Consider the following 25,739-nt stretch of genomic DNA (forward strand, 5'->3'; position numbering starts at 1 on the left):
GCTTTGTTTTTTTAATGAAGAGATAAATGAGAGTGGAAAAATAGCTCTTGAGGTTCCAATCAAATATCCTTTACTTCTGTCTCCATAAACTGTTTCTTCTCACTCAGTATAGTCTCTCTTTAATTTTGTTTTTTTGCTTAAATCATAATTAAAAAAGAAAACCTTAGCGTTTCCTTATTTTTATTCTCCATACTAAAGATAGATAAAGGAGGAATTAATAGTGAAGGAAATGATTGTTACCACAAAAAAATTAACAAAGGCCTATCACGGTCAAAAAGTAGTGAACAGTTTGTCTTTGGAAATCCCTAAAAATCAGGTCTATGGCTTGTTAGGTGCGAACGGTGCTGGCAAATCAACTACCTTAAAAATGATCGCTGGTTTAATTAAGCCATCTGAAGGAGAAATTTTTTATGAGAATCACCCATGGAAACGTCAGGATTTGGGACAGATTGGTGCTTTGATCGAGAGTCCACCACTATATGGAAACTTAACCGCACAAGAAAATTTACTCGTCCGGACGATAACTTTGGGGATACCAGAATCGCGGATCAACGAAGTTTTAGAGCTTGTCGGCCTACGTCATACTGGTAAGAAAAAGGCTCGCCAGTTTTCAATGGGAATGAAGCAACGTTTAGGCTTAGCACTGGCTCTATTAAATCGACCAAAACTATTAATTTTGGATGAGCCGACTAATGGCTTAGATCCTTTGGGAATACAAGCATTGCGAGAGTTGATTCGATCCTTCCCGTCACAAGGAATCTCCGTCATTCTTTCCAGTCATATTTTGTCCGAAGTTGAGAGTACCGTAGACTCAATCGGTATTATCGCTAACGGTCAGCTTGGTTATCAAGGGGAGTTACCTGAAAATAATGCAGCTTTAGAGAAATTATTTATGGACGTAGTAAAAGAAAAAAGAAATGTTGAGGATTTTGATCATGACTAGATTTATTCAAGCAGAATTACTGAAAGGTAAGCGAAGTTTTGGAAGAAAAGGGCTTATAATATTCCCGTTATTAGTTAGCTTGATGGCGATCTTTTTGATGGGCGGACAGTTCACTCAGGTGGGGGCTTATAATTGGTGGTATATGTTACTTTTGCCGATGGTCGTCGGTTTGATTTGTACTAATTTAATTGACTCAGACAAACGTTTTTCCTTCTATAATGTAAATATACTGCCATTTCCTGTAAGTAAAATATGGCAGGGAAAAATTTGGACAGGTATTCTTTATTTGGCCTTCGGCAATGGGCTCATTTTTGGTTTGACAACTATATCTGGGGTAATATTTTCCTCGCAATATCCGTTTTGGCGAGGTATCACAGCAGGTATTGTTTTAACGCTCACATGGTCATGGCAAATTCCTTTTGGTCTATTCTTGGCAAGTCGTTTCAACTCGGTCGTTACTTTTTTAGGTATTCTATTTCTAAATATCTTGTGTTCAGGTCAAACTATTGCTGGTGGCGACTTTTGGTATCTTCCTTTCGCGATCCCACCAAGAATGATGGCACCAATCATTGGAATCAATCCAAATGGTATCCCTTTGGAGGCTGGAAGTCCTTTACATGATACAGCTGTGATTTTCCCAGGACTTATCATTACTGTCAGTTTGTTATTTATTGGTTATTTTATTACCACGAAATGGTTTAGTGACAGGGGGCGTTATCATGAGTCAGCTTAAAAGAATATTAAAAGCGGATCGTATAAAACTAAAAAAAACCCCTTTTTTTAGTTTGCATGGAGTAATTCCTTTGGTTGGTATCGGAATTTTTTCAGCATATCAAGCTATGTCAAATTACCCAGCGAATCGGCTTATGATCAACTATTTTCAAGTTTTGGCCTTAATTTATCCACTGCTCATCGCATGGCTGACAACCATTGTCACTGATCAAGAAATCGAAGCAGGAGGAGCGTATTTTCTCCTTAATTCATCCTCAAAAATCAGAATGTTAACTGCAAAAATCCTACTATTAGTTTTGAGCGGATTGTTTTCATGTTTGCTTGTAGGAATAGGGTATCATCTATTCGCTCAATTCAGAGTGGATTATTCGTTATCTTTCTCCTTTGTTTTGTTGCTTGTGGCGGTCATCTGGTGCTCGTCACTATTTCTTTACAGTTTTCATTTATGGCTAGGTTTTTGTTTCGGCCGCAATGTCAATTTTGCGATTGCGGCAGTCGAACTTTTGTTTTCTGCATTGCTATTAACGGGGCTAGGCGAAATTATTTGGTACTTTTTTCCTTGCGCATGGGGAATTCGGCTAGTTCCTTTGGTTGCGAGTTTTGCCGGGGAGAACACACCCGCCATTTTAACGAAAATAGAACTTGGAACAGGTAGTCTCATTTTCCTAACCTTTTTTATGCTAGTAGTTCTTTTTCTTTGGTTTAAAAAATGGGAGGGGCGTAAAAATGAGGTATAACGCGCTTGTGAGTCAAACCTATTAAACGTATGATGGAAATGAACGAGGTGAGGATATGACAACAATTTTCGTGATTGACGATGATGAAAAGATTCTAGCGTTTATCGAAAAGGCTTTGGTGCGGGAAGGGTATCTAGTTGAAACTTTTACGCGTACAAATGCAGTAGACTCTGAGAAAGCCAAATTTGCTGATCTAATTCTATTGGATGTGATGATGCCAGAAGAGGATGGTTTTGACTATTGTCAAAGAATTCGTAACCTTGTGGATTGTCCGATTCTTTTTATAACAGCTAAGTCAGATGAGTATTCACTACTTCAGGGATTAGGACTTGGAGGAGATGATTACATTCGTAAACCTTTTTCAGTAGCAGAATTACGTGCAAGAGTTTCTGCTCATTTACGACGAGAATCACGCGGACATACACATGTGTTGCGAGTTGGCCAATTTTCTTTAGATGTTACTAGTAAGCAGATCTTTTATGAATCGACCAAGTTATCTTTGACCAAATCAGAATATCTAATTTGCGCCTATCTATTAGAGTCAGCAGGTCAAGTTTTTTCTAAGACACAATTATATGAAGCGGTTTTTGGCTATGAAGGTCAATCAGATGAAAGTGTTATTGTGGAACATATAAAAAATATTCGCGCAAAAATCAAAGAATATGGAGAAGAACCGATTGAAACGGTCTGGGGGATAGGTTATCGATGGCAAAAGTAAAAACAGTCAGCTTAACTAGATATGTGACCCGCATTTTGCTTTTAGCTTTTTCAAGCGTTATAGCTATTTTAATATTGTCATTGATTCTCTTTCAGATTTTGATTTCCACTGGGAAAATCGCCCCAGCAAATGCTGGTGAAACAGCAGCAAGAAAGGATCTTGCACACCTTGAAGAAAGCAAAGTTTCTTCTTCTAAATTGAAATCTAAATTTTATCATTATACCTATTTTACGGAAGCCGGCAAAGTACAGGAAACATCCTTATCAGGAACTGAACTTAAACGAACGCTTCAACAATATAAAAATAGAAATGAAGAGTATCCAACCGGCGCTTACGTGACATTTTCAGATGGAAGCTATGCATTGTTAACTTGGCAATATAAAGCGCAATTTACTAATGAAACTTTGAGAAAACTTTTTCCTAATTTTGAAATTCTTTTTTTGATTGGTATTGCCTTCATATTGATTGCCTATTTTATTTGGTTTACTAAAAAGACCAGTAACTATTTACAAGTTAAATTAGCATTAGTCGAGCAAGCCAGTCTACAAATCGCTCAAGAAAATCTTGATTCCAAGATTGATGACTCTACAGATATTCTGGAATTTAATCATGTGTTGCAGTCGATGGAAGGGATGAGGGTGGCGTTAAAAGAGTCCTTGGTTCAGCAATGGGAGACTCAAGAACAGCGTAAACAAGAAATTGCTGCATTAACTCATGACATTAATACACCCTTGACGGTGATCAATGGGAATGCTGAGCTTTTGTTAGAAGAATCGTTGGATTCAGAGCAACAGCAACTTGTTCAGCATATTTATGAATCTGGCTTAAAAACTAAACAGTATATTGATTTATTACAGCAAGTTTCTAATTTTGATGTAGTTCATGAAGAAAAAGAACAGATTTCTTTAGAGGATGTTAAGGAAGAACTAGCTCAGGTTTTATCTCAGTTGGCCAAGCAAAAAGAAATTGCGTTAGAAGTCCAATCAGAAACAATGGCCACAATTTTTGCTGCGCCTACTATGCTGATGCGGGCATTAGTTAATCTTGGAGAAAATGCAATCAGGCATACAGAAGTCGGCAAAGTATTAATCAGAATGGAGAAACAACGCCAAAAATTCTTCTTTGTTTTTGAAGACAACGGTCCTGGCTTTTCTTCAGAGGCACTGATGCATGGGAAAGAAATGTTTTGGCAACAAGATCAAAGCCGGTCTGGAACCTCGAATTACGGGATTGGTCTGTCAATTGTTGAACGAGTGGCACAATACCATAAGGGAGAATTAAGATTAGAGAATACCCAGAAAGGTGGGAAAGTAACTTTGATTCTTTCGAATGAATAGGAGGGAAAACTTATTTTAGGAAAAGTTAATTTCTATTGGCAAAGTCAGACAATGTGAAAGATACACAGGTTTATTAAAGGAGGATGACATGGCGAATTTAGTGAATACAAGAATAATTACGATACCAGATGCTGTGCTTGTTGGGTACGAGGTTATAAATGGTGGTGGACAGAACCCAGTACCTGCATTATGGGAGAAAATATTTCAGGAAGATCTATTTGATAAAATAGCTGTAGAACAATCAATATTAGATTTATATATTGGTTGGATGGGTGAATACCTGAAAGATAAAGACACTTTCACCTATATCGCAGGATTACTAATGCCAATAGGATACAGTATTCCAGAAAATTTTTCTTACCGTAGAATCACGTCTTGTCAGATTGGATTAGGAACTATCAACGGTAGTTTTAAGGATGAAGAAGTGTTTGAGCAGGCTCACAATATGACTGTGAAATCTATTTATGAAATGGGATATATGCCGGATTACTCTTTTGGTTGGAGCGCAGAAGCATATCCAAAGGATTTGTCTTTTGATGCAAAAAATGGAACAATCAACTATATTTGTCCTTGTAAAAAAGAAATCTCTCGATGAAGAGGGTGTTGTCTAACCTATTATAGAAATGTCAATATCTTCCTACCAATGGCAAGCCATCTAATTATACTATCGAGCATATAAGGAGGAAAAAATGAATCCCATTATTTCAAACTATTCCGGTTTTGATGAAAATCAAAGAGCTTTTGGAAGCAGAGCTGAGCAGATAGAGTTTATATACACAAAACGGCTTCTTAACCAATACATTGCTCCAGATAAAACTGTCATTGAGTTGGGATGCGGTACCGGATACTATGGTCTCTATTTATCCAATAGATGCAAGTCATATCATGGCATTGACGTTGTTCCCAAGCACATAGAACAGTTTCAGTTTAAAATCAATGAACAAGACTTACGCAATGTTAGTGCATCGTTGGGAAATGCAGCGCATTTGCCCGAAATAAAAGATGATACCTATGATGTAGTTTTGGTTTTTGGGCCTATGTATCATTTGCCACACAGAGAGCGACAAAAAGTTATAGTGGAAAGTAAGCGGATATGTAAAGATGGCGGCATAATAATGTTTGCCTATATCAATAAGATAGGAGCTTACTTACGCGCGTGTATTGATGAAAATATGAAATCAGGTTACCCAAATGCAAAGACTAATAAGGCTATACTTGTAGATGGAGTTGACGATAAATTACCGGAAGTTTTTTATTTTACTATGCCGGAAGAAATCGAACATGATGTAACTCAAAAAGGGCTGTCCGTTGTTCGTAACGTAGGAGTAGACTATACATTTAGTCCTACTGATATTAATAAAATGAATGATAAAAAATATGCGGCCTGGACAGAGATCATGGATTACATGTTCGACAACGCTTCGTGTACTGGTACCAGCAACCATGCTGTTTTGGTATGCCGCAATTAGTATCAAAAAATCATGTATACACAGATCGGGTCATTTCTAACTTGTAGAAATTCCGATAATATGGACTCCAAAAATTATGATAGTAAAAAGTCATAAGATACAACTAATATAATAATTAATAACATAATGAAAATTGTGTTGAACATAACAAATTGGCAATTTTTGGAAAGCAAAACCAAGTATCTTGTGGTTCCCGTCGATTAGGATTCCTGTAACAACTTATACAAAGACTGGGAGTTTGTCCAGAGAATTAATATGCATGATTTAGGACATTCACGCATGAAATCAGCAGATGATATTGAATTTGCTTTTAAGAATTAGAATGTTAAAAAGACTAAGGCTTAGCTTTTCCGTATTATATGTTTACGACTACAAAAAAAGTATAAAGATTCTTGATAGTGATACAAATGTCAAAAGCCATCTTAATCTCTTTTAAAGTTATTGAAGGGAGAACTCTTTGGCGAAATTATGGAGATCTAAAGAAAGTATGGAATAGAATAATCCAATATAAAGTAAAGCACATGTGTGGTTAAGTCTATTCATGTGCTTTTCGTGCGTTCTTTTTTTATTTGCTTAAGAAAATATTTGGAAATAGTTTGTATTTTTATCAAATAGCATTTTCGATTCAATCAACACTCGGATAAATCATTATCAGTACTCTCATTCAATGATAAAACTAAGTTATGGAAAAGATCGGAGGTGGGAAATATGGCTTTAATAAAAGAAGTTTATTACTTCAATTTGAATGATCCAGTTAAGCGAACTATTTCTCACTTCGGACCTTCCCTAATTATTCAATCACAGAAAAAACAAGAAATTACTCCAAAGAAGGTTTCTTTCTATTTAAATAAGAATGATTACGAAGTTCTAAAAATGTCAAACAATGATATTGATATCATAGAGATTCTACTTAATCTTACGATGGAATCAAAATGGTATAAAAAAATTTTAACTCCTCTTCATGGAACAAAAGAAATGCAACAAATTGCCAACCTCCTTTTCTCTTATTACTTATATAAGTTCGTTGATTACTCAGTGGATCAAGTTATTGCGCTTTTAGTTAATCGAGCGCTTACAGTAAATGCTCATATATTTATAGCAGATCATAATTTTCTGAAACTCGTTAAATACATGGAAGAAAATATCAATAGAGATTTAAAGATCGTTGATTTTTGCTCCAATGTTCATATGAGCGAAGCAAGCTTGAATCGAATGTGCAGGGAACAAGCAGGTGTACCACCTATGCTATTATTTCGAAAAATTCAGTGTAATGAAGCCGAACGCCTAATGCGTGAAACGTCATTCAAGATTCGAGAAATCAGCGAAATGCTAGGATTCAAAAATAGTAGCCATTTTTCTACGATGTTTCGTAAAGTAGTCGGTATGTCACCATTGGAGAAAAGAAAATCTATCGGAGGAGTGCAAGTATGAAAGATCGAGAAAAAGAATTGATTTATCAGCAAATGACACAGCTTTTGAATGAAATCCATCGATTGATGGAAGTTTACGATTCCTGGAAAGATCAGCTATTGAATTTGGATGAAGGCGAAAAACTGGATAAGCCCAAGGAATTACCAAACAACCTTAATAGTGAAATTGAAAATCAAAACCATTTGAGTGGGAAAAAGACAAAACGAAGTGGCTATGACTATCAAACTCTTGCGTTAGATATTGCCTCGTTTTTAAAAGATAGTGGACGTCCTCTTTCCACAAGTGAGATCCACGGAAAATTAGTGGATAAAGGATATGTTCTAACTCGCTCCAATTTGACTGGCAATATTCTCAGTAAAATAAATTACGATTCAAGAATCAATGTTGAAAGAGTCTGTCGTGGTTACTGGCAATATCGATTAATAAAGTAAGATCGAAGAATCTCGGTGATTTCTTGAAGCATGTTCGTCAAGAAGATGTTTCAAGAAGTGAGTGACTTTACTTCATATTAAAACGCAGTAAAAATTGATCATTGACAATAGAATATTTTTTGTCAGATACGTTCATTTCTAAAACGAGCTAAAACAAACTAGCGCAATGATTTGGGTCATCCAAGGAGCGAAAGACTAGTGATGTTCGCCTGCCTACGCTAAAGCAGATGCAATGACTTTTAGAAATAATAATGATACTTCCGTAAGGCTTGCGTTAACTGCCAAGAGGTGAAAATCCTATGTACTCCGTTAGCATCGGGGAGTCTGACAAATTATTAGGTAACACCGATAATTTTTTACTCGTTTGCTATTCAATTAGTGGAAAGGAAAATATTTATGGATAATGAAGCAGAGTGGGTAAATAAAGATGGTTTGATACAAAGATTTGAAGGATTGAATCGAAACACTTTAAATGTATGGTTAATGGAGATGAGAAACAACACTGAATTTCATGAATATGTCATAAATCCAACACAACGATTGGTTTGGATCAATGTCCAAGGATTTTTAAAATTTCTTAAATGGAAGGCTCATGAAAGAGGGTACTGATATCAAGAGCGGAATAAACATCAAGAATATGTTAAAATCAGCAAGAACATAAGAAATGATTTTCGCATGGAAATCTAAATCTATCTGTTCTTATGTCCGTTTTTCAGAAACCTTGCTTTTCTTTGTGTTCATTAAAATGTACACGTAAAAGGAGCTGCAAGTAATGAGAATAAACGAAGATTATTTGTTGGGGTATTATACGGTCAAAGATAAGAATGGGAATAAAAGAACCTATCAGTCTTATCGTGATCCACTTACGGACGAAGTGAAAAAAATGGGGGTTGGATGGAAACGAAAAAAGATCAAAAGTGAGCGCCAAGCATTAATTTATCTGAGAAAAGAAATTGAAACTAAAGTAAAAAATCGGATATATGGCGATGGAATCGTCGTGGAGACTTTTGGAGAATTGATAGATATTTGGTATGCGACTTGGAGCTCAGGAGTGAGACAGACAACAATCAATACTCAGATGCAGCTATTAGAAAGGTATATTCTTCCTTTTTTTCCAAGAGAGCTCCCTGTATCAAAACTGGGACACTTATATGTTGAGATATCTTGGGCAAAGATTCTTGGACTAAAAGCAAAGAGAACACAAATGCCTTTAGAAAAAGCAACTCTGGAAAAAATTCGTTCATTGCTTCGTCAAATCACTTATTATGGCTACAAAAGAGGGTTCGTCTTTTTTGATTTACAGATGGTAGACATGAAAATACCAACAGATCGTGGGATACAAGCAAGTATTAGAAGAAAAAAGAAGTTCCTAGATAACTCTGAAGTAGAGATGCTTTTAGCAGCCATCAAAGAAAAATACAAAACTCATTTTATAGGACCCAAAATGGGAGAGCTCTATTATGATTTGGTTGAGTTCATGGTGCGTAATGGATTAAGGATTAGTGAAGTCGGTGCTTTGACAGTTGATAAGATAGATTTTGAAAATAGAATCTTGACGATCGATGAGGGATTAGTCTCCGCTGGTAGATCAGTTAAGGATTATCAGCTTAATCCCACAAAAACAATTGCTTCAACAAGAGACCTAGATTTAGATGATCGCTCCATTGAAATTTTACGAAATAGAATTGATTGTAACCAAAAAAGAAGAGCCGAAATTAAACAACGAAGGAACGGAGAACTTGTCGCTACCTATTACAGAAATTATGGAGAACGAAAGCCATATAAAAAAAAGGTTCGTGATTCTAAGTCCTATCGTGAAACGGATTATCTTTTTCAGACACAAAATGGAAATCCAGTCGTCTATCATTCATTTAATGAGTTCATGAATGGTCAAGGGAGTAATCCGAAACCTGTGAAATGTGTAAAAGATATTTTAAAAGAAAAATACCCAAGCTTTAGGAAACATATTACAACCCATACTTTCCGGTATACTCATATTTCATTATTAGCTGAAGCTGGAGTACCTATCAAAGCTATCATGGAAAGAGTTGGTCATTCTGACGTGAAAACGACATTGGAAATCTATAATCAGGTGACGAAAGCATCAAAAGAAAAAGTTATTTTAGAGGTATCAAGTTGGGATTTTACACCAGAGTAAAATAACAGTTTTTTACTACATGCGTTTACATGGTTGTATGAAAATCGGTATGGATTTCGGTATGGTTTTGCTTTTTGAGAGGAAAAATAGAAATGACAAATTTACATAAACCCAGTAGTACCAAGACTTCAGCCTACATTCACATCCCGTTTTGTGAACATATCTGTTACTACTGTGATTTCAATAAGGTTTTTCTTGAAGGTCAGCCTGTAGATGAATATATTGACGCTTTATTAAAGGAAGCGCGTTTCACCCTTGAACAAAATCCAATCGATAATATGAAGACACTCTACATTGGAGGTGGAACACCAACTTCATTGAACGCTCTACAGCTAGATCGATTATTAAGTGGCTTGCGAGAAATACTCCCATATACAGAAGGTGAATTCACAATTGAAGCAAACCCCGGTGATCTTTCCGCTGATAAATTGGATGTAATGAAAAATTATGAGGTTAATCGAGTGTCGATGGGTGTTCAAACCTTTGATGATCGTTTATTAAAAAAAATAGGCCGTAAACATACAGCACAGGATGTCTATCAAACCATTCAATTGTTAGAACAAAAAGAGTTTCAGAATGTGACAATTGATTTAATCTATGCTCTGCCAGGCCAAAGTTTGGAAAGCTTTCGGGATACTGTGACCCGCGCATTGGAATTAGATTTACCACATTACGCATTGTACTCATTAATTTTAGAAAACCAGACAATGTTTATGAATTGGGTCCGGCGCGGAAAAATGCATCTGCCGGAGCAAGAATTAGAAGCACAAATGTATGCGGAAACGATTGAAGCGATGGAAAAAGCAGGGCGAAAGCAATATGAAATCAGTAATTTTGCCAAACCAGGATTTGAAAGTCAACACAATCTTGTATATTGGAACAATCAGAATTATTTTGGGCTTGGTGCAGGTGCCAGCGGGTATATTGGAAATCGGCGCTATAAAAATCGCGGACCTATTCAGCATTATTTGAGATCATTGAATGAAGAAAAATTACCAGTGCTTGAAGAAGAACAGGTCTCTCTTTATGAGCAGATTGAAGAAGAGATGTTTTTAGGCTTAAGAAAAATTTTAGGTGTAGAAAAGGCTGTTTTTTTCGAGCGTTTCGGCCATAGTATGTCAGAGATTTATGGTGAAGTTATTAACGATTTGAAGGAGCAAAACCTTTTAGTAGAGACGGATTCACGCGTCTTTTTAACACGACAAGGCTTATTTAGAGGAAATGACGTTTTCGAGAAGTTTTTATTGAGCAAACCCAATTAGCACTCTCGCATATCGAGTGCTAATTTTTTGTATTTTTTTCTTGACTTATAAAGCAGATGTGGTATATTAATAATCGAGTTAGCACTTAAAAAGAAAGAGTGCTAACTAAAGGATGAGAAGAATGTTAACGGAAAGACAGAAACTGATTCTCAGCTTAATCATCCAAGACTTTACCAACACAGGGCAGCCGGTTGGATCAAAAAGTTTGATGGAAGAAGGCGTAAAAGCAAGTTCCGCGACTATCCGAAATGATATGAAAGCTTTAGAAGAATTGGGTCTACTAGAAAAAACTCATTCTTCTTCTGGAAGAATTCCTTCTGCATTAGGCTATCGTTATTATGTGGATCATTTACTGACGCCAGCAAAGGTGAGTAATCAAGAAGTAGATCAGATACGCAGATCGTTAAAGAAAGATATCCATGAAATTGATGATATCATTCAACAATCTGCCAAAATACTTTCACAAGTTACAAGCTATACGGCGTTTTCGTTAGGTCCTGAAATGAAAGATCGAACATTGACTGGTTTCAGAATCGTTCCATTGAATGACCGGCAGATTTTGGCGATCATCGTTACGGATAAGGGGAATGTTGAAAGCCAAGTTTTTCGCATACCTGAAAATGTTGATAGTCAAGACTTGGAAAAAATGGTTCGAATAATTAACGATCGTTTAGTTGGACAGCCTTTGGTAAGTGTTTATCAAAAGTTGAGAACCGAAATTCCAATGATCTTACATCGTTATTTCCAAACAACTGAAGGAATTAGTCATCTATTTGATGTGGTATTGAATGATGCTTTTGAGGACAAAGTGTTTGTGAGTGGGCGGATGAATATTTTGAATTTTAATCCAGACCAAGATCTCAGCCACGTGAAGTCGATGTATTCCTTGATGCAGAATTCTGATGAGCTGACCCAACTATTATTACCTTCTGATAATAATATTCATGTCCGGATCGGAACTGAAATGGGGAATGACTTGTTTGATCATCTAAGCATGATTCAGGCTAATTATGAAATACGTGGTCATGGTCGAGGAACCATTGCATTGTTAGGACCTACGTCCATGCCATATTCCAAAATTTTCGGTTTATTGGAAGTATTCCGATACGAGTTGACAAATGCATTGGACGATTATTATCGTTCTTTGGATTTATATCACTAGAAACGATTCCTAAAAAGAAAGGGAGTAGGCGTAGTGGCAGAAGAAAAGAAACAAGAAGTTGAAGAAGAATTAGATGAAGTTGAAACAACTGAAAATGATTCGAACGAAAAAGAAGCGGAAGAGATAGATATTCCTGAAGTTTCTGAAGTTGAGGAACTAACAAGCAAGTTTAACGAAATGGAAGACAAATTCCTAAGAGCTCGTGCTGAAATTGCGAATATGTCTAACCGCAACAAAAACGAACGCGAACAATTAGTTCGATATCGTTCACAAGATCTCGGGAAAAAATTATTACCTGCGATCGATAATTTAGAGAGAGCCCTAGCAACTGAAGTTACGGATGATCAAGGAGCAAGCTTAAAAAAAGGTGTTGAAATGGTTCTTGAAAGTTTAACAGTTGCTTTAAAAGAAGAAGGCATTACGGAAATCGAAGCTGAAGGTAAAGCTTTTGATCCAAATCTGCATCAGGCAGTCCAAACTGTTCCTGCGGAGGGTGATGTTGAACCTGATACGGTTGTTAATGTTTTGCAAAAAGGGTATCAGCTACATGATCGCGTGTTGCGTCCAGCAATGGTGATCGTAGCACAATAAATATAGAGACTACTAAATTAAACATATAATAGAAAAGGAGATTTTCAATTATGAGTAAAATTATTGGTATTGACTTAGGTACTACAAATTCAGCAGTTGCTGTTTTAGAAGGCGGAGAAGCTAAAATCATCACTAATCCTGAGGGAAATCGTACAACACCTTCAGTCGTTTCATTTAAAAATGGTGAAATTCAAGTTGGTGAAGTAGCGAAACGTCAAGCAGTAACAAACCCAAACACGATTTCTTCAATTAAACGTCATATGGGTGAAGCTGGCTATAAAGTAGAAGCAGACGGAAAATCTTATACACCACAAGAAATTTCTGCAATGGTTCTACAATACATTAAAGGTTTTGCTGAAGACTATTTAGGTGAAAAAGTTGAAAAAGCAGTTATCACTGTTCCAGCTTATTTCAATGATTCACAACGTCAAGCAACAAAAGATGCTGGTAAAATTGCTGGATTAGAAGTTGAACGTATCGTCAACGAACCAACTGCAGCAGCGTTAGCATATGGGTTAGATAAAACAGATAAAGACGAAAAAATCCTAGTATTTGACCTTGGTGGTGGTACTTTCGACGTATCTATCCTAGAATTAGGCGATGGCGTCTTTGATGTATTGTCAACTGCTGGTGATAACAGTCTAGGTGGGGATGACTTTGATAACAAGATCATTGATTATTTAGTTGCTGATTTCAAACAAGCAAACGGTATTGATTTATCTAAAGACAAAATGGCAATGCAACGTTTGAAAGATGCTGCTGAAAAAGCTAAAAAAGATTTGTCTGGCGTTAGCTCAACTCAAATTAGCTTACCATTTATCACTGCTGGAGATGCTGGTCCATTGCATTTAGAAACAACTCTTTCACGTGCAAAATTTGACGAAATCACGGCTGATTTAGTAGAACGTACAAAAGCCCCTGTTCGTCAAGCTTTGAAAGATGCTGGATTAAGTCAATCTGATATTGACGAAGTTATTCTAGTTGGTGGTTCTACTCGTATTCCAGCTGTTGTTGAAGCGGTACGTAAAGAAACTGGAAAAGAACCAAACAAATCAGTTAACCCAGATGAAGTTGTAGCTATGGGTGCAGCCATTCAAGGTGGGGTTATCACTGGTGATGTCAAAGACGTAGTATTGCTAGATGTAACACCATTATCATTAGGTATTGAAACTATGGGTGGTGTGTTCACGAAACTAATTGATCGTAACACAACAATACCAACAAGCAAATCACAAGTATTCTCAACGGCCGCTGACAATCAACCAGCCGTAGACATTCATGTTTTACAAGGTGAACGTCCAATGGCAGCAGACAATAAAACATTAGGTCGTTTCCAATTGACTGATATTCCTGCGGCACCACGTGGAATTCCTCAAATCGAAGTATCCTTCGATATTGATAAAAACGGGATTGTAAATGTTTCTGCGAAAGACTTGGGAACACAAAAGGAACAAAAAATCACAATTAAATCTTCATCAGGTTTATCAGATGATGAAATTGAACGTATGGTGAAAGATGCTGAAGCAAATGCTGATGCAGATAAAGCTCGTAAAGAAGAAGTAGATTTACGTAATGATGTAGATGCTTTGCTATTCTCTGTTGATAAAACATTGAAAGAATTAGAAGGCAAAGTGGATGCTGACGAAGTTAAGAAAGCGGAAGATGCTCGTGACGAATTAAAAGCGGCAGTTGAAGCAAACGATATCGAACAAATGAAGGAAAAACGTGACGCATTGAACGAAATCGTACAAAACTTAACAGTTAAACTTTATGAACAAGCAGCACAACAACAAGCTGAGGCTGATCCAAACGCAGCTCAAGGCGGCGCGGATGATGTCGTGGATGCTGATTTTGAAGAAGTTAACGATGACGACAAATAATTGATTCGTTGATAAAGGCCAAAGTCATCGCTTTGGCCTTTTTTCTTTCAAGATTAGCCATTCCTTTAGAAAAAATCTAAGAAAAGTATCGTATCGAATTTGAGTGTGATACAATACTAACGATTCTATGAAATTATGGAGGGAAGCCAATGGCTACAAAACGGGATTATTACGAAGTCCTTGGGGTACAAAAAGGGGCTTCGGATGATGAAATCAAAAAGGCATACCGCAAGCTTTCCAAACAATACCATCCGGATATTAACAAAGAGGCCGATGCTGAAGAAAAGTTTAAAGAAATTTCAGAAGCTTATGAGATCCTGAGCGACCCGCAGAAGCGTGCTGCTTACGATCAATATGGACATGCTGGAACAGATCCAAACTTTGGAGCTGGCGGAGCAGGTGGATTCGGTGGCGCTGGTGGTTTTGGCGGAGCGGGTGGATTTGGATTTGAAGATATTTTTGAATCGTTCTTCGGTGGAGGCGGTTCTCGTCAAGCCGATCCTAAAGCGCCGAGACAAGGTGCTGACCTTCAATACTCAATTAATTTGGAATTTGAAGAAGCGATTTTTGGTGTAGAAAAAGATATCAAATACAATCGTGAAGAGACATGTCATACTTGTCACGGAAATGGTGCAAAACCAGGAACCCAACCAGAAGTGTGTCATAAGTGTCATGGTTCGGGTTCAATTAATGTAGAACATCAAACACCTCTAGGTCGTGTGATGAGCCGACAAACCTGTGATGTTTGTCATGGAACAGGGAAAGAAATTAAAGACCCTTGTCCAACTTGTCATGGATCTGGACATGAAAAACGTCCGCATACTGTTAAGGTAAAAGTTCCAGCTGGTGTGGAAGATGGACAACAAATGCGTTTAGCGGATCAAGGCGAAGCTGGGATTAATGGAGGGCCTTATGGAGACCTCTATGTAGTCTTTAAAGTAAAACAAAGTGACATCTTTGATCGTGATGGTGCTGAAATTTATTATACGTTGCCTTTGAGTTTTGTACAGGCGGCTTTAGGTGATGAAATTAACGTACCAACAGTTCACGGTGACGTGAAACTAAAAGTCCCTGCTGGAACACAAACAGGTGCTAAGTTTAGACTTCGTGGAAAAGGAGCACCCAGACTTCGAGGGAACACGAATGGTGACCAACAAGTAACGGTTAAAATCATTACTCCTAAGAATTTGAACGATAAACAGCGAGAGGCTTTACGAGCGTTTGCAGAAGCTGGCGGTCAAACAGTTAGCGAACAAAAAGAAGAGGGTTTCTTTGGTAAGGTGAAAGATGCCTTTGGCGGAAAGAAATAAACTGAATAAACTTAGAGGTTCAATCAATTCGCTATTGATTGAACCTCTTTTTTCTTTTACTATTATTAATAAGAGAATAAGTGTTGAAGGAGGTTTGTATGGACAAGCTGGACAAGTTATTTGACCGAATGACGAGAGACATGATGCATTATTTTATTGCTGGAGGACTTGCTGAACCGGATGGACTTGTTCGCACGGTAGAATTTTTTTTGAGCTTTGTTGATAAGGGAAAGCTTAGTGATAAACTGCTGGATGAGGAAATCGTCAAAGATGCATTAATTCACCATATGCCTAAACATATGCCGCTATTTATTGATGAAAGCTTTTATGCCTACCAAATCTTACTTGATCTTTACAGCGCCTTATTTCATGAAAAAATTATTACCGAAGAAGAATGCAAAGACATGCAGTATTTTCTCTATCTCAACAAAACGGCTTTTTTGACCCGTATGAGCAATCCAAATTATTGGTCAAAAACTAAATTAGCAATTATGGACGAGTGGCGTGAAGGCAATTTCGAAGTTGAAGACCCTTATAATATTGAACATTACGACCTTAAAGACCCGGTAAAGAAACATATGCCAGATAATATTTTAACCTTTCCTACTCAGAATAAACGTGCTGAAAAACAAACAACAGGTTACGTTGTTCGTGTAGATTTAAAAGGATTCAAACCGCCGATTTGGCGTAGACTTCAGATTCCTGCAAAACTATCTTATCAACAATTGCATCGGATTTTACAAGTTGCTTTTGGCTGGGAAGACAGTCATCTACACAGCTTTTTTGTTGATCGAACGACAATGATTGGTCCCAATGAACTAGAGATGATACAGTTTGATGAAGCAAAACGTATGATCGATATGGATTTTCATGAAGGTGTCAAGCTTGAATATATCTATGATTTCGGCTGTGATTGGTCCCATCAAATTATGGTAGAGAAAGAGATTGATCAATCTTCGCCGCAGTTTAATCATGCAGTCTGTTTGAAAGCAAGAGGGGAAACGCCACTTGAAGATTCTCGTGGTGAAGACCTATGGAAACCGTATGATATAACAAGAATAAATAAACAACTGAAGAAAGAATAATTTTTTGATTGTCCTATTTTCAGGAGTCTAGATATATCCATCTAGACTCTTTTTCTTTTATTGTTTTCAATATCCAAATTTGAGGTTGATTGAGAAAAAATATTTTTTTTATTCATAATAAATCTAAGTTGTTTACTATTTGAAAGGGGAATAGGTAATTCAACAAGCAACTGTTTATAATCTAGTCGGTAGTCCATTATCTGTGCTTTTTTTCTTAGCTCATGACGACAAGCGTGATCCTGAGGTACGCCTAACTGTAGTAGCAAATTCTGAGCAATCTTTAATTCATCTTTTGCTACAATATTTCCCAAATCAGTATGAATCACGATACCATCTGGATTGGTGGGCGCCGTTTGTAAGTATTTGGCTTTAAGATTCGGTAAAAATGCCTGCCTTTGATTGGAAATAAGAATCTGTCCAATCAAAGTAGTTGGAATTTGAATAATGGACATTCCGCCGCTATAAGTTGAAGCTACGTATCCACTAAGCTGACAAAGTGCTTCGTCACCTAGTCCGATTATTCCATCTGCTTTAGTCATGTTTTGCTCTGTCAGAAAGTCATAAACTAGATTTGCAGTATCGGAGGTATAAATCACTTCGTTTAAAATACATGAATGAACGTCAAAACCAAAAATGGTTAAGTATTGGAGAATTTCTGAGCCATAAGCATCGAATGCTTTCTGGTCGCATAGGAGTACAATTTTTTTATTTGTCCATAAAGAAGCAGTGTAACTACCGATTGATTGAATAGCGTCTGGTTTCATCATAATTTTTGATCCAGTGTTCATAATAATTCCTCCAATATTGGTTTTTGACGAGCAATGCAAAAAGAAAAGCTCATTATAGATTTGAAAATCTACAATGAGCTTCTTGAAAAAAATAAAAAGCCACAATAGATTTTCATCTATGCGGCAATAGGTCAGCGTTAAAAGCATTAGCCATCATAGATACAAACAAGGACGTCTGTATCCATGAAAAATGAATACAAACTTATCTAAAATAGCTAAAGTAAAAATTATTCAGTTGTGCAGAAAGTAATTGAGTCATAATAAACGCCCCAAACTGATTTAATTTATGTTGTGACTTATTCTAGACAGATTGTTCGGGCTTGTCAAGACAAAAAAGCAACTTCATTTACGAAGCTGCTAATCTCTGAGAATAAAACGGCGCAAACCGCGATATTTTTTTTCTTCCTGAACAGGTGCGTTATCAGTAATAAGTAACGCTATCATCACGTATCCAATCCAGCTATCTCGCGAATATAAGACATATTCTGGCAACCATTTATTCGCATACTTATCTTTATATTCCTTTAACCCGCCAAAAGAATAAAAACGAGAACCAAAATTATAAACTAAGTAAGCGATTCGCTCTTGAGTAAAACTTTTTCTTGAGGTTCCCACATTGGCCAAAGGCGCCATTCCCAGGTCGAAATATTCGATCCCCATTTCATCACGCATATATTGAAATAAATTGATGAAAAGAAAATCCATGGTTCCTCCGGGAGCTTTTTCAGGGCTGTGACGCATCAAATCAATGGTTCCGATATTCTTGGTATAAGTCGGCATAAAGTTCGCGAAAGCGACAATTTCTTGCTCAGTGTTTTTTATTACTGCGATTGGCGCACGTTGTAAGTAATCTTCTGAAAAGAATCCGAGAGAAAAGCCCTTTTCCTTTCGTCCATTTAACCATTCATCTGAGACGGATCGTAACTGTTTGATTGTTTCATTTGTGAAAGGAGGATGAATCACATCGAATTGATAGCCTTCTTTAATAACTTTGTTGAAACTTGAGCGCTGTCCCTTCATTTTCTTCCCACTTAAAGTAAAGTCTGGTAAATAAACATGTGCTCGCTCGCCGAATTTGATAAAATCATAGCCAAACTCATGAAGGATCATAACCATTTCTTCGCTATTTTCATAAAAAACCGGCAAGTAGTTATAACGATCTACTTCATTGATCAGAGCTTCAGTAGCAGCTTCGAAATCACTTGTTTTTCCAGAGGGATCGCCCATTATTAAGATTTTGTTGTTAAAAGTTGATAGCTGGAAGAAAACAGTATCTTCCTCGCCATTATTGTAATAAAACACTTTTTTATCTTTAAGAAAAACGAGTTGACTATCTGGATTTCCACCGTAGGTTTCCAAAATATGTTGGACCCGTTGTTCATCTAATGGCTCGCCAATTTGTCTTCGTTTGTTTTTTAAAAAACGAATCAGTAACAAAATAATGAAGGCGACGATCAAAATTGCAACAAAGCCTACACCCCATATTCGTTCACTAGGAAATAGGAAAAATTCTGGCAACCGATGACGATGATGGATTTTAGGGCTGTTGTAAACACCGATAATGATGTATAAAATCGTTAACCCACCCATGATGATGCCATCAATCGTTATCCATTCGGCAGAATAAACCAGTTGTTCTCTAAATAGCTCATTCTTAGAGAAAATAACAAATAACAAAAGCAAGGCGAGAAAAATACCAGTTGAAATACGAAATCCAGCTAATAATGAGTAAAGAAAGGTTAACGTAACAATCATAATTGTAGGAATATATGCACGCTTAACTCGTGCTGAAACTCCTCTACCTAAAACAATTAATAAAAAGCCCAATAAAATTGCTGGGAAAACGACGATTACCCGAGAGTGGATCGGATTTAATCGTTGCAGAAAAGGCAATCGAATGAATGCTTCGGGAATCGTAGCCGATAGAACTAACATAATTCCTGTAAAATAAAGAAGAAAACCTTCAAGTTTATGTGCCAATTCTTTTAGTAAACTAACAGGAATGCCTTTGTATCGCGTATTGATTGTTGTGCCTAAGTTTTTGAAAAATAATATTAACCCAATCGCAAAAGGTACTAAGTAGTAGAATAACCGAAATAATAAAAGCCAAGCAAAGACAGTTTCTCTTGGAGTGCCTAGAGCAGAAAGGCCGATGATCATCATTAAATCAAAGCTGCCGAGTTCTCCAGGAATCATAGAGACAATTCCGATTACTGTAGCAGCAATAAACAAAGGGACAACATCACGAATACTAACTTCTATGCCCATTAAGAGACCTGTAGAAATAAAACTGACGAGGACACCAGTCCATTCTAAAAAGGATGTCCCGATCAATTCTAAACGATGGGAGTTCTTCAGATCCCCTAAATATTCTCCTTTACCAAAAATACTAAGACAGAAGACAATTGGGAAATATAATCCGCCCCCGATCAACCAAATCCAATATTGACGCAAATATTGATTGTGATCATCAAACATAACAAGGAAAAAAGAGAGCAAGGCATAGATAGACAATCCAGACATAGTAAAAACTAAAATTTTGGATAGAGCCTGTACTACTTTTTTTCCTGAAGTTTTTTTGCCATAAAATTCAGATCGCAAACCAGCGCTAACAAAACCACCAAAACCTGCAATATTATTTAAGGTATTCACCAACCAGCTTGTTTCAAAAATATAAAGTTTTTTGGGTTTCTGTCCTAAAATATTATTCAAGGTAAAATCATAGCCGATCATTGGAATGACTGAAACTAAACCAATCAGTGCCATGAGTAGGATATTCCAAGGACTGATTGTGCTAAAGATAGTCGATAGTCGAGAAAAAGAAATGTTCTTCACGATGTTTGATAATTCGAATATGACAATAATAATAACTGAAATTAAAAAAATTAATTTTAGCTTGCTTAAATGTGCTTTGAACCATTCTGCTAAAGTTTTCACCAAATTACTCCTTTTCAATTAAAAATTGTAAGACTTCTTGGTTGAAGCGTTTTGGATTTCTGCGGGCAAACATATGACCTTGTCCTGAGACGATGGCGAAATTTGCATTAGGGATTGAACGAGCAAGATACATTGAGTGCTGTGTTTTAATGGAGTCATGCTTTCCTACTATTACTAACGTTGGGGCTACGATCTGGTTTAAATCTTCTGTTGACAAACCAATATCACGAAAAAGCAACCGCAATATAGGAAGGAAATTCCGCATCCCAGTATCAACAAATGCGCCAACCCAAACAATAGCATACTGCACATAGCTAAGAAGATGAGGGATCATCCGAACGCCATTCGGAGTAGTATTGCCCGCATTTAAAACCAAATGATCAACCTTATTAGGATAAAGCCGTGCAAAAACCATAGCTAAATTAGCGCCATCACTAAACCCTAATAGATCTGCGTGTTCAATATTTTCTTGCTCCATGATAGTAGCTAAATCTTCTGCCATCAATTGAAAGCTTGTTTCTTTCTGTGTGTTGGTCGAACGTCCATGTCCGCGGCTATCAACGACATACACATTAAAATGTTTGCTGAAACTATTTAACTGTTTCGAAAAGTATCTACCGCTTCCACCATTACCATGGAGCAAAAACAGTGCTGGGCCTTGCCCATATTTTTCATAATAAATTTCTGTTCCATCACTCATTTGAGCGATTTTTTTTTCATTTTTCACAACATCACCTACCAAGATTAAGTATACCGATTTTTTCGACTCTTGCACATTAATTTAATTGTAAGACCAAACGAAATCTTTAGAATGATTAATTAAATATAAAGCTGTGAAATTATGCTTTTAAAAGTTAAGTAAATTCTTGTAGTATGGATAAAGAAAAAAGAAGATAGTTGGGCAGAATTTATGTTGAAAATAATTGGAAAATTTTTAAAAATAATTATTACGCTTGCAATCTTGCTAACGGTTATAATAGGCGGGATTTTTGCAGTTCGTACATATAAGAATACTAAAACAGTGAATAGTTATCGGAACCAGGTACAGACGTTGGCTGATCAGGAAGGTGTCGGGGAATATACCGATGTTATTTTAGCTATTATGTATACGGAGTCAAAAGGAAAAGGTACGGACTTAATGCAAAGCTCTGAGAGTGCTTATGGCAGCCGCGGTAAGATTATCAGTCAACAAGAAAGTATTGAGAGTGGTGTTAAGCATTTTGCCGAGAGCTATAAACAGACTAAAGCAGCTGGTTGTGATCTTGAAACTGCTATTCAAGCATATAACTTTGGCACAAAGTATATTCAATACGTGCAAGATCATGGAGGAAAAAATAGTGTAGAGTTAGCAGAAGAATACTCCCGCGATATTTTGTCACCAGGCTATGGAAATGATCAGCAACATACTTATCGTTATATGCAGATGCAGTCAGTTTTATACAACGGTGGTTATTTATACCAAAATGGCGGCAATATGTTTTATGCTGAAATTGTCCAAATGAACAAGCGGTTCATTACATTATTTCAAAGGTTTCAAAATGGTTAAAATAATGAGCAGAAAGCTTGTAATAATAAAGAAATATGCTAAAATGGTAGACGTATAAGTTTGTCAAAAAAAATCGCGCTGATCGGAAGATGAATTGGGGCGATTTTTTACGGCTGTTATCATATTTTTTTGGGAATTGGGGTGAGAGTTTTGGTGCAGAGAATTCCCCAACAAGTTATTGATGAGGTTCGTGAAAAAACAAATATTGTTGAAGTTATCGGACAATATGTTCAGTTGAAAAAATCTGGTAAAAATTATTTAGGATTGTGTCCATTTCACGAAGAGAAGACCCCGTCGTTTTCAGTTGCAGAAGACAAGCAGATTTTTCATTGTTTTGGTTGCGGAAAGGGAGGCAATGTCTATACATTTTTACAAGAGCTAGAGGGGATTAGTTTTCCAGAAGCGGTAAAAAAGGTTGCTGATATAGAGCAAATTCCTTTAGCTATCGAAATCTCCAGTGAGCCTATCAGTCAAACTTCAACGGGACAGCAGCAATTAATCGCTTTGCATGAGCGGACGCGTGATTTGTATCATCATCTCTTAGTGAACACAAAAGTTGGAGAAACGGCATTAGAGTATCTTCACGAACGTGGATTAAGTGATGAATTGATCAATGAATTTAAAATTGGTTTTGCTCCTAATCAGAGAGAATTTTTAGTTCAGGTAGCTAAGCAAGATAAAGTGACTGCTGATTTAATGGAACGTAGCGGGTTATTTATTCGACGTGAAGATGGCAGCTTTAGTGATCGATTTTACCATCGAGTCATGTTTCCCTTGAATGATTTTCGTGGAAAGCCAATTGGTTTTTCGGGTCGTTTACTTAAAACAGAAGATTTTCCTGGTGATGATCAACCAAAATATTTGAATTCGCCAGAGACTGAGTTATTCAACAAACGGCAGGTTCTTTTCAATTTTGACAAAGCACGGAATGAAATACGGAAACAAGGCGAAGCGATTTTGTTTGAAGGCTTCATGGATGTATTGGCTGCATGGCAGGCAGATATTAAGATTGGCTTAGCTTCGATGGGAACTAGTTTGACAGAGCAGCAAATAGCAGCGATTGAACGGATTACCGGTCAAGTCGTAATTGCTTATGACGGTGATGATCCTGGACAAGCTGCTACTGATCGTGCACTGACTATTTTAGATGCACACAGTCGACTAAACCTGGCCACTGTTACGGTTCCTGAAAAACTTGATCCTGACGAATATTTGCGAAAATACGGTGTAACTGAATTGCAGAATTTATTGCAGCACGGTCGTCAAACACCTTTTGCATTCAAAATGCAGTATCGTAAAAAAGGATTGAATCTGGAGAACGAAGCAGACCGTCTAGGCTATATAGAGGTCGTAATGCAAGATTTGGCAAAAGTACAATCGCCAGTTGAGCAGGACTTGTACTTAGGCCAATTAGCAAATGAGTTTCATTTAACAAGGGAAAGTTTGAAACAACAGTTGCAGATGGTTCGTCAAACACAACGAACAGAAAGACGTCAACAACAATCGACAATTTCACAAGTACCTATCCAACCAATCAAAAAAGTACTAACTAAAGAGGAAAAAGCGGAACGAATGCTACTATATCGTAGTATGAATGAGCGTTCGATCCGAGAGCAATTGGTTCAAACAGATTTTCAATTCATTCATGATCAGTATCAAGAATTGCTTCTTTACTTAGATAGTTATATGATGGTTCATGGAAATTTTGTTTTAGCGGACTTCCTGAACTATTTAAAGGAGAATGAGATGAAGCAGTTAGCTATCGACATCTCTATGATATCCATGTCAGAAGATAGTAATGAACGAGAAATCTATGATTTGATGCAGGTTATCTCTAAGTCTGGCATTGCTGAAGAAATAAAACAACGACAAAAAGAGCAGCTCGAAGCCAGAAAAAACGGAAACCAGCAGCGGGAATTGGAATTGACCGTTCAGATTATTGAATTGACGAAACGCTTGAAACAAGCCTAGAAGTGAAAGGGGCATTTATTTTATGGCAGATGTAAAAAACAAAAAAGAGTATGAAAAAGCTGTAGCGGCCTTCATCAAGGAAAAGAAACCAATGGGACAGGTTGTTTATGATGAGCTTACCAATCGTTTGGCGACTCCTTATGAATTAGGCGCAGATGCAATGGATGAGTTGATCCAAAAAGTCGAGGACGCGGGTGTCAGTGTCGTCGATGAAAATGGTGAACCTTCTAAAGCTAGTTTGAAACAAAATGAAGAAACTGCGAAAGCCGCACAAAAAGAAGATTTATCGGCCCCAACTGGCGTTAAGATCAATGACCCAGTTCGTATGTATTTAAAAGAAATCGGACGAGTTTCATTACTAACTGCTGAAGAAGAAGTGGAACTCGCTTTGCTAATTGAACAAGGTGATCAAGAAGCTAAACAACGTTTAGCTGAAGCAAACTTGCGTTTAGTTGTAAGTATCGCAAAGCGTTATGTTGGACGCGGCATGCAATTCTTGGATTTGATTCAAGAAGGAAACATGGGTTTGATGAAAGCTGTTGAAAAATTTGATTATCGTAAAGGATTCAAGTTTTCAACCTATGCAACATGGTGGATCCGTCAGGCAATCACTCGCGCCATCGCTGACCAAGCAAGGACGATTCGAATTCCAGTTCATATGGTCGAGACTATTAATAAATTGATTCGCGTACAACGTCAATTACTACAAGATTTAGGGCGCGAACCAACACCAGAAGAAATTGGTGCTGAAATGGACTTACCGACAGAAAAAGTTCGTGAGATTTTGAAGATTGCTCAAGAGCCCGTTTCTTTGGAAACGCCAATTGGTGAAGAGGACGATTCGCATTTAGGTGATTTCATTGAGGATCAAGAAGCGACGAGTCCTGCTGAACATGCTGCATCAGAAATGTTGAAAGAACAATTGGAAGATGTGCTAGATACGTTGACTGATCGTGAAGAGAATGTTCTGCGCTTACGTTTTGGTTTAGATGATGGAAGAACTCGGACTTTGGAAGAGGTCGGCCGTGTCTTTGGTGTAACTCGTGAACGAATTCGTCAAATCGAGGCGAAAGCTTTACGTAAATTACGTCATCCTTCACGCTCAAAACAATTGAAAGACTTTTTAGAATAATTTCAGACGCACTCCTCAAGTATTACTTGAGGAGTATTTTTTTGCAATACCATGGTAGTTGAACGAAATTTCAGTTATCAAGAAATCGAATGTTAATAAAGATAGGCGATCCAAACGAG

At 37.1% G+C, this 25,739-nt stretch carries 23 protein-coding genes; 20 read left to right on the plus strand and 3 right to left on the minus strand.

What is annotated here, in order from left to right; translation table 11 throughout:
* Positions 1–229: 229 nt before the first annotated feature.
* From IGI50_RS06680 to IGI50_RS06760, 17 genes are all read left to right on the plus strand, one after another.
* Positions 230–943 (plus strand): lantibiotic protection ABC transporter ATP-binding protein, encoded by a 714-nt coding sequence (locus tag IGI50_RS06680; protein WP_204371482.1) that lies wholly within the window; start codon positions 230–232, stop codon positions 941–943.
* Positions 936–1,676 carry a lantibiotic immunity ABC transporter MutE/EpiE family permease subunit gene (locus IGI50_RS06685; protein ID WP_049218153.1) on the plus strand — a complete coding sequence of 247 codons (741 nt, stop codon included), beginning with the start codon at positions 936–938 and terminating at the stop codon, positions 1,674–1,676. The genes IGI50_RS06680 and IGI50_RS06685 overlap by 8 nt, the downstream gene beginning before the upstream one ends.
* Positions 1,663–2,412: a lantibiotic immunity ABC transporter MutG family permease subunit gene (locus tag IGI50_RS06690; RefSeq protein ID WP_438776570.1), complete on the plus strand. Its 750-nt coding sequence runs from the start codon at positions 1,663–1,665 to the stop codon at positions 2,410–2,412. The genes IGI50_RS06685 and IGI50_RS06690 overlap by 14 nt, the downstream gene beginning before the upstream one ends.
* 55 nt (positions 2,413–2,467) lie before the next feature.
* Complete coding sequence (locus IGI50_RS06695) at positions 2,468–3,130, plus strand: response regulator transcription factor (RefSeq protein WP_438776571.1); 663 nt, start codon at positions 2,468–2,470, stop codon at positions 3,128–3,130.
* The gene (locus IGI50_RS06700) at positions 3,118–4,467 is read left to right on the plus strand and encodes a sensor histidine kinase (RefSeq protein WP_438776572.1); all 1,350 of its coding nucleotides are present in this window, start codon (positions 3,118–3,120) and stop codon (positions 4,465–4,467) included. The genes IGI50_RS06695 and IGI50_RS06700 overlap by 13 nt, the downstream gene beginning before the upstream one ends.
* Before the next feature lie 88 nt (positions 4,468–4,555).
* Positions 4,556–5,062: a GyrI-like domain-containing protein gene (locus IGI50_RS06705; protein WP_144204643.1), complete on the plus strand. Its 507-nt coding sequence runs from the start codon at positions 4,556–4,558 to the stop codon at positions 5,060–5,062.
* 94 nt (positions 5,063–5,156) lie between these two features.
* Positions 5,157–5,936: a class I SAM-dependent methyltransferase gene (locus IGI50_RS06710; RefSeq protein ID WP_438776573.1), complete on the plus strand. Its 780-nt coding sequence runs from the start codon at positions 5,157–5,159 to the stop codon at positions 5,934–5,936.
* Between the two features lie 708 nt (positions 5,937–6,644).
* On the plus strand, positions 6,645–7,367 hold the full coding sequence (locus tag IGI50_RS06715) for a helix-turn-helix domain-containing protein (protein ID WP_438776574.1): 723 nt from the start codon (positions 6,645–6,647) through the stop codon (positions 7,365–7,367).
* Positions 7,364–7,798 carry a hypothetical protein gene (locus IGI50_RS06720; RefSeq protein ID WP_438776575.1) on the plus strand — a complete coding sequence of 145 codons (435 nt, stop codon included), beginning with the start codon at positions 7,364–7,366 and terminating at the stop codon, positions 7,796–7,798. The genes IGI50_RS06715 and IGI50_RS06720 overlap by 4 nt, the downstream gene beginning before the upstream one ends.
* 396 nt (positions 7,799–8,194) lie before the next feature.
* Positions 8,195–8,407, plus strand: coding sequence for a hypothetical protein (locus tag IGI50_RS06725; RefSeq protein WP_438776576.1), 213 nt, complete (start codon positions 8,195–8,197; stop codon positions 8,405–8,407).
* A 163-nt stretch (positions 8,408–8,570) separates the two neighbouring features.
* Positions 8,571–9,956: a tyrosine-type recombinase/integrase gene (locus tag IGI50_RS06730; protein ID WP_438776577.1), complete on the plus strand. Its 1,386-nt coding sequence runs from the start codon at positions 8,571–8,573 to the stop codon at positions 9,954–9,956.
* A gap of 92 nt (positions 9,957–10,048) precedes the next feature.
* Positions 10,049–11,218 (plus strand): radical SAM family heme chaperone HemW, encoded by a 1,170-nt coding sequence (gene hemW, locus IGI50_RS06735; protein ID WP_438776578.1) that lies wholly within the window; start codon positions 10,049–10,051, stop codon positions 11,216–11,218.
* Positions 11,219–11,339: 121 nt separating this feature from the next.
* Positions 11,340–12,380 carry a heat-inducible transcriptional repressor HrcA gene (gene hrcA / locus IGI50_RS06740; protein ID WP_010744596.1) on the plus strand — a complete coding sequence of 347 codons (1,041 nt, stop codon included), beginning with the start codon at positions 11,340–11,342 and terminating at the stop codon, positions 12,378–12,380.
* 33 nt (positions 12,381–12,413) lie between these two features.
* Positions 12,414–12,971: a nucleotide exchange factor GrpE gene (gene grpE, locus IGI50_RS06745; protein WP_218257158.1), complete on the plus strand. Its 558-nt coding sequence runs from the start codon at positions 12,414–12,416 to the stop codon at positions 12,969–12,971.
* Positions 12,972–13,021: 50 nt separating this feature from the next.
* Positions 13,022–14,851, plus strand: coding sequence for a molecular chaperone DnaK (gene dnaK / locus IGI50_RS06750; protein WP_010744598.1), 1,830 nt, complete (start codon positions 13,022–13,024; stop codon positions 14,849–14,851).
* A 149-nt stretch (positions 14,852–15,000) separates the two neighbouring features.
* Positions 15,001–16,161, plus strand: coding sequence for a molecular chaperone DnaJ (dnaJ, locus tag IGI50_RS06755; RefSeq protein ID WP_010744599.1), 1,161 nt, complete (start codon positions 15,001–15,003; stop codon positions 16,159–16,161).
* A 98-nt stretch (positions 16,162–16,259) separates the two neighbouring features.
* Positions 16,260–17,246: a plasmid pRiA4b ORF-3 family protein gene (locus IGI50_RS06760; RefSeq protein ID WP_438776579.1), complete on the plus strand. Its 987-nt coding sequence runs from the start codon at positions 16,260–16,262 to the stop codon at positions 17,244–17,246.
* A gap of 41 nt (positions 17,247–17,287) precedes the next feature.
* On the opposite strand, the gene IGI50_RS06765 is transcribed toward IGI50_RS06760, so the two are convergent.
* The 3 genes from IGI50_RS06765 to IGI50_RS06775 form a co-directional block, all read right to left on the minus strand.
* The gene (locus IGI50_RS06765; RefSeq protein ID WP_218257160.1) at positions 17,288–18,034 is read right to left on the minus strand and encodes a hypothetical protein; all 747 of its coding nucleotides are present in this window, start codon (positions 18,032–18,034) and stop codon (positions 17,288–17,290) included.
* Between the two features lie 357 nt (positions 18,035–18,391).
* Positions 18,392–20,971 (minus strand): bifunctional lysylphosphatidylglycerol flippase/synthetase MprF, encoded by a 2,580-nt coding sequence (mprF, locus tag IGI50_RS06770; RefSeq protein ID WP_438776581.1) that lies wholly within the window; start codon positions 20,969–20,971, stop codon positions 18,392–18,394.
* 4 nt (positions 20,972–20,975) lie between these two features.
* Complete coding sequence (locus IGI50_RS06775) at positions 20,976–21,698, minus strand: alpha/beta fold hydrolase (protein ID WP_311855152.1); 723 nt, start codon at positions 21,696–21,698, stop codon at positions 20,976–20,978.
* A gap of 183 nt (positions 21,699–21,881) precedes the next feature.
* Between IGI50_RS06775 and IGI50_RS06780 the strand changes: the two genes are divergently transcribed.
* From IGI50_RS06780 to rpoD, 3 genes are all read left to right on the plus strand, one after another.
* Positions 21,882–22,517, plus strand: coding sequence for a lysozyme family protein (locus IGI50_RS06780; protein ID WP_010744604.1), 636 nt, complete (start codon positions 21,882–21,884; stop codon positions 22,515–22,517).
* 150 nt (positions 22,518–22,667) lie between these two features.
* Positions 22,668–24,488 (plus strand): DNA primase, encoded by a 1,821-nt coding sequence (gene dnaG / locus IGI50_RS06785; protein ID WP_218257163.1) that lies wholly within the window; start codon positions 22,668–22,670, stop codon positions 24,486–24,488.
* 22 nt (positions 24,489–24,510) lie between these two features.
* Positions 24,511–25,620, plus strand: coding sequence for an RNA polymerase sigma factor RpoD (gene rpoD / locus IGI50_RS06790; protein ID WP_010744606.1), 1,110 nt, complete (start codon positions 24,511–24,513; stop codon positions 25,618–25,620).
* The last annotated feature ends 119 nt before the right edge of the window (positions 25,621–25,739 follow it).

This window comes from Enterococcus sp. DIV0170 (genome assembly GCF_051710765.1).
Lineage (GTDB): Bacteria > Bacillota > Bacilli > Lactobacillales > Enterococcaceae > Enterococcus_A > Enterococcus_A raffinosus.

What these genes read in the sequence shown, in the direction of transcription:
- IGI50_RS06680 (WP_204371482.1), top strand. Translation starts at nt 230, where the DNA reads ATGATTGTTACCACAAAAAAATTAACAAAGGCCTATCACGGTCAAAAA.
- IGI50_RS06685 (WP_049218153.1), top strand. Translation starts at nt 936, where the DNA reads ATGACTAGATTTATTCAAGCAGAATTACTGAAAGGTAAGCGAAGTTTT.
- IGI50_RS06690 (WP_438776570.1), top strand. Translation starts at nt 1,663, where the DNA reads ATGAGTCAGCTTAAAAGAATATTAAAAGCGGATCGTATAAAACTAAAA.
- IGI50_RS06695 (WP_438776571.1), top strand. Translation starts at nt 2,468, where the DNA reads ATGACAACAATTTTCGTGATTGACGATGATGAAAAGATTCTAGCGTTT.
- IGI50_RS06700 (WP_438776572.1), top strand. Translation starts at nt 3,118, where the DNA reads ATGGCAAAAGTAAAAACAGTCAGCTTAACTAGATATGTGACCCGCATT.
- IGI50_RS06705 (WP_144204643.1), top strand. Translation starts at nt 4,556, where the DNA reads ATGGCGAATTTAGTGAATACAAGAATAATTACGATACCAGATGCTGTG.
- IGI50_RS06710 (WP_438776573.1), top strand. Translation starts at nt 5,157, where the DNA reads ATGAATCCCATTATTTCAAACTATTCCGGTTTTGATGAAAATCAAAGA.
- IGI50_RS06715 (WP_438776574.1), top strand. Translation starts at nt 6,645, where the DNA reads ATGGCTTTAATAAAAGAAGTTTATTACTTCAATTTGAATGATCCAGTT.
- IGI50_RS06720 (WP_438776575.1), top strand. Translation starts at nt 7,364, where the DNA reads ATGAAAGATCGAGAAAAAGAATTGATTTATCAGCAAATGACACAGCTT.
- IGI50_RS06725 (WP_438776576.1), top strand. Translation starts at nt 8,195, where the DNA reads ATGGATAATGAAGCAGAGTGGGTAAATAAAGATGGTTTGATACAAAGA.
- IGI50_RS06730 (WP_438776577.1), top strand. Translation starts at nt 8,571, where the DNA reads ATGAGAATAAACGAAGATTATTTGTTGGGGTATTATACGGTCAAAGAT.
- hemW (WP_438776578.1), top strand. Translation starts at nt 10,049, where the DNA reads ATGACAAATTTACATAAACCCAGTAGTACCAAGACTTCAGCCTACATT.
- hrcA (WP_010744596.1), top strand. Translation starts at nt 11,340, where the DNA reads ATGTTAACGGAAAGACAGAAACTGATTCTCAGCTTAATCATCCAAGAC.
- dnaK (WP_010744598.1), top strand. Translation starts at nt 13,022, where the DNA reads ATGAGTAAAATTATTGGTATTGACTTAGGTACTACAAATTCAGCAGTT.
- dnaJ (WP_010744599.1), top strand. Translation starts at nt 15,001, where the DNA reads ATGGCTACAAAACGGGATTATTACGAAGTCCTTGGGGTACAAAAAGGG.
- IGI50_RS06760 (WP_438776579.1), top strand. Translation starts at nt 16,260, where the DNA reads ATGGACAAGCTGGACAAGTTATTTGACCGAATGACGAGAGACATGATG.
- IGI50_RS06765 (WP_218257160.1), bottom strand. Translation starts at nt 18,034, where the DNA reads ATGAACACTGGATCAAAAATTATGATGAAACCAGACGCTATTCAATCA.
- IGI50_RS06780 (WP_010744604.1), top strand. Translation starts at nt 21,882, where the DNA reads ATGTTGAAAATAATTGGAAAATTTTTAAAAATAATTATTACGCTTGCA.
- rpoD (WP_010744606.1), top strand. Translation starts at nt 24,511, where the DNA reads ATGGCAGATGTAAAAAACAAAAAAGAGTATGAAAAAGCTGTAGCGGCC.